At 64.2% G+C, this 3,439-nt stretch carries 3 protein-coding genes and 1 tRNA gene; 1 reads left to right on the forward strand and 3 read right to left on the reverse strand.

What is annotated here, in order from left to right; genetic code table 11:
• The first annotated feature begins 38 nt into the window (after positions 1 to 38).
• Positions 39 to 114 (forward strand) — tRNA-Gly (locus Q0693_RS00585).
• 31 nt (positions 115 to 145) lie between these two features.
• Here the strand turns inward: Q0693_RS00585 and Q0693_RS00590 are convergent.
• Genes Q0693_RS00590 through gatB form a run of 3 tightly spaced genes read right to left on the reverse strand, consistent with a single transcriptional unit; the run spans position 146 to position 3,188 of the window.
• Positions 146 to 775, reverse strand: coding sequence for a histidine phosphatase family protein (locus Q0693_RS00590; protein WP_243032427.1), 630 nt, complete (start codon positions 773 to 775; stop codon positions 146 to 148).
• Entirely contained in the window at positions 772 to 1,773 is a 1,002-nt protein-coding gene (gene purM / locus Q0693_RS00595; protein ID WP_298628233.1) for a phosphoribosylformylglycinamidine cyclo-ligase, read from the reverse strand. The genes Q0693_RS00590 and purM overlap by 4 nt, the downstream gene beginning before the upstream one ends.
• Before the next feature lie 5 nt (positions 1,774 to 1,778).
• On the reverse strand, positions 1,779 to 3,188 hold the full coding sequence (gatB, locus tag Q0693_RS00600) for an Asp-tRNA(Asn)/Glu-tRNA(Gln) amidotransferase subunit GatB (RefSeq protein WP_298628236.1): 1,410 nt from the start codon (positions 3,186 to 3,188) through the stop codon (positions 1,779 to 1,781).
• Positions 3,189 to 3,439 lie beyond the last annotated feature (251 nt).

Below are 3,439 nucleotides of genomic sequence, written 5' to 3' on the forward strand. Positions count from 1 at the left end.
TCCTGGGAGAGTAGGTCGGTGCGGGGGATTTTTGCTACGCGGGAGTAGCTCAGTTGGTAGAGCACGACCTTGCCAAGGTCGGGGTCGCGGGTTCAAGTCCCGTCTCCCGCTCCAACACAAACCCCAGGCTTATGCCTGGGGTTTTTTATTTGACGCTTTCATCGGAAAGCCAGTCGGCCCAGGTTTCCAGGTGGGCGCTATCGGAAACCGTTAAGACCTCCTGAGCCGGTAGAAGGATGCGGGTGATGGAGGTATTGGGGATGTGGAAGCGTCTCCAGGCATCGCCCTCGAGGTCCAGGGCCATCTTCAGGGCCGCGCGGATGACCCCACCATGGGTCACCAGGAGGTGGCGACCGGGTGGGAGCACCTCCAGGAAAGCCTCCAGGCGCCGGGCCAGGTCCGCCATGCTTTCCCCACCCGGACGGGGGGTATGCCAGGGATCCTTTTGCGCTTCCTGGATGAACTCGGGGTAACGGGCTTCCGCTTCCACCCGGCTTAGGCCGGCCAGGAGACCCACGTCAATCTCCCGCAGAAGCGGGGAGGTTTCCAAGGGGAGGCCCAGCATCGCCGCCAGGGGCTCGGCGGTTTCCCGGGCCCGGCGTAGGTCGGAGGCGTAAAGCCGGTGGAAGGGAAGTTGGCTTCGGGCAAGCCGCTGGGCCAGGCGGAAGGCTTGGCCGATGCCCACCGGGGACAAGGGCACATCCAGATGCCCTTGAAAGCGCTTATTGACGTTCCACTCGGTTTCCCCGTGGCGGATGAGCCAGATCTCTTTCATACCAGGCGGATTCCGGAGCCGGCCACCACCCTTCCCACCAGAAAGCCTTCCACCAGCTCCAGGGCCCTGTGGGCGTCTTTTTCCGGTAGGACCAGGATGAGCCCTAGGCCCATGTTGAAAACCCGGTACATCTCCTCCTCCGGTATGTTTCCCCTCCGTTGCAGGTAGGGAAAGATGGGGGGAATGGGCCAGCTTCCCTTGTGGATTTCCGCTCCTAGTCCCTCGGGAAGGGCCCGGGGGAGGTTTTCCGGAAGGCCGCCCCCGGTGATGTGGGCCACCGCGTGGAGCTCCACACCCGCTTCCCTAAGCGTGAGAAACTCCTTCAGGTAGGCCCGGTGGGGACGGAGGAGGGCGGCCTTGAGGCTTTCCCCCAGTTCCGCCACGTGCCCCTCCAGGTCCATCCCCTCCACCACCTTCCGGATCAGGGAGTAGCCGTTGGTGTGGGGACCGGAGGAGGGAAGGGCCAGGAGCACGTCCCCTTCCCTTACCCTTTCCGGGCCCAGGACCTCCTCCTTTTCCACCACCCCCACCAAGGTCCCCGCCAGGTCCCAGGCCCCCTCCCGGTAAACCCCGGGCATCTCCGCGGTCTCCCCGCCCAGAAGGGGGATGCCCAGGGCCCTGCAGGCTTCGGCCAAGGAGGAGAGGAGGGCGGAGAGCACCCCCTCCTCCAGGCGGCTGGCCGCCAAGTAGTCCATGAAGAAGAGGGGCAAAGCCCCTTGGGCCAAAAGGTCGTTCACCGAGTGGTTGACCAGGTCAAAACCCAGGCCCGACACATCCCCTGCCCTTAGGGCCAAAAGGGTCTTGGTTCCCACCCCGTCCGTGGTGGCCACCAGCACGGGGTGGGCCATCTCCTTTAGCCTTCCCGCGTCAAAAAGCCCGCCGAAGGCCCCCAGGCCCCTTAGGACCTCCGGGGTATAGGTGGCGGCGATGGCCTCCTTGGCCCGCTTCAGGGCTTCCGCCTTGGCCTCTATCTGGACCCCGGCTTCCTCGTAGCGCATCGGCCTTATCCTACCCCAAGGGCCTCGAGGAGGAGCCTGCGCACCAGGTCGGGCTTGGCCTGGCCCTTGGTTCTCCGCATCACCTGGCCCAAAAGGGCGTCCAGGGCCTTAAGCTTGCCCTGGCGCACGCTTTCCGCTGCCTCGGGCATGGTGGCGATCACCTCGGTCACCACGGCCCTCAAGGCCCCCTCGTCCGCCACCACCCTCAGGCCCCGTTCCCGCACCAGGGCCTCGGGGTCCAGGCCCTCCAGCACCTCGGGCAGGAGTTCCTTGGCCACCCGGCTGGTGATCTCCCCCCGTTCAAAGAGGGCCACCAGCCGGGAGAGACCCTCTGGGGTAAGGCGGGTTTGTTCCAAGGTAAGCCCCTGGTCGTTCAAGAGCCCGGCCACGTCCGCCAAAAGCCAGTTGGCCAGGGCCTGGGGGGAGGCTTGGCCGAGGCCGAGGGCTTGGTCCAGGAAGCGGGCCAGGGAAGGGGTATAGGCCAGGACCTCCGCATCCTGGGCCTTGATCCCCAGGGCCTGGTATCGCCTTTCCTTTTCCCAGGGGAGTTCGGGGAGGTTTTTCCGGATGGCCTCGAGCCATTCCCGGGAGATGGGCACCGGGGGGATGTCGGGCTCGGGGAAGTAGCGGTAGTCCGCCTCCTCCTCCTTGGTGCGCATGGGGTAGGTTTTGCCGCTGCCCTCTTCAAAACCCATGGTGGCCTGCTTGACCCTCTCCCCCCGCCTTAGGATCTCGGTCTGGCGGCGGATCTCGTACTCCAGGGCCCTTTGTACGCTCTTAAAGGAGTTGAGGTTTTTGATCTCCACCTTGGTGCCCAAAGGCTCCCCTTGGCGGCGCACGGAAACGTTCACATCGGCCCGCATCTTCCCCTCCTCGGGGCTGGCCTCGGAGATCCCCAGGGTCTGGACCAGGGCCTGGATGCGTTGGAGAAAAAGCCGGGCTTCCTCGGGGCTTTGGATATCGGGTTCGGTGACCAGCTCAATCAAGGGGCTTCCCGCCCGGTTCAGGTCCAAAAGGGTGCGGTCCTCCAGGTGGAGGCTTTTGCCGGCATCCTCCTCCAGATGGAGGCGCTTGATGCGCACGGCCCTTTCCCCCAGGGGCAGGCTTCCCCCTTGGCCCAGGGGCAGGTCGTACTGGCTGATCTGGTAGTTTTTGGGCAGGTCGGGGTAGAAGTAGTTCTTGCGGTGGAAGACCAGCCTTTCCGGAACCCGGCTTCCCAGGGCCAGGGCCAGCCTTAGGCCAAACTCCACCGCCCTTTTGTTGGGCACGGGGAGGGCCCCAGGAAGGCCCAGGCAGACGGGGCAGGTGTGGGTGTTGGGGGGGGCTCCAAAATACTCGGCCTCACAGCCGCAGAAGGCCTTGGTCCGGGTCTTCAGGTGCAGGTGGACCTCGAGGCCGATAACCGCCTCATACATGATCTAAAGTTTACCAAGCCCTTGGGCCCTTTGGAGAAAAGGGGAGTGTGGGGGGCTATAATGTCCCGGACCTTCAGTCCGGGGATACATGGACCCCCCACAGTGTGCTACACTAAAAGCAAATAGTCCAGCGGTGTGAGGACCACCCCCGACCTAGCACCACCTGAATGGGAGGTGAAGCACATTCAGGATAGTATCTACAAGAAGGCTTTCAAGTACCGCCTCTACCCCACCAAACCCCAAAGGCGGGA

The organism is uncultured Thermus sp. (genome assembly GCF_938010445.1).
Lineage (GTDB): Bacteria > Deinococcota > Deinococci > Deinococcales > Thermaceae > Thermus > Thermus altitudinis.

Bases quoted from the DNA above. Each gene is read 5' to 3' on its own strand.
- gatB (WP_298628236.1), bottom strand. From the start codon at position 3,188: ATGTATGAGGCGGTTATCGGCCTCGAGGTCCACCTGCACCTGAAGACC.
- purM (WP_298628233.1), bottom strand. From the start codon at position 1,773: ATGCGCTACGAGGAAGCCGGGGTCCAGATAGAGGCCAAGGCGGAAGCC.
- Q0693_RS00590 (WP_243032427.1), bottom strand. From the start codon at position 775: ATGAAAGAGATCTGGCTCATCCGCCACGGGGAAACCGAGTGGAACGTC.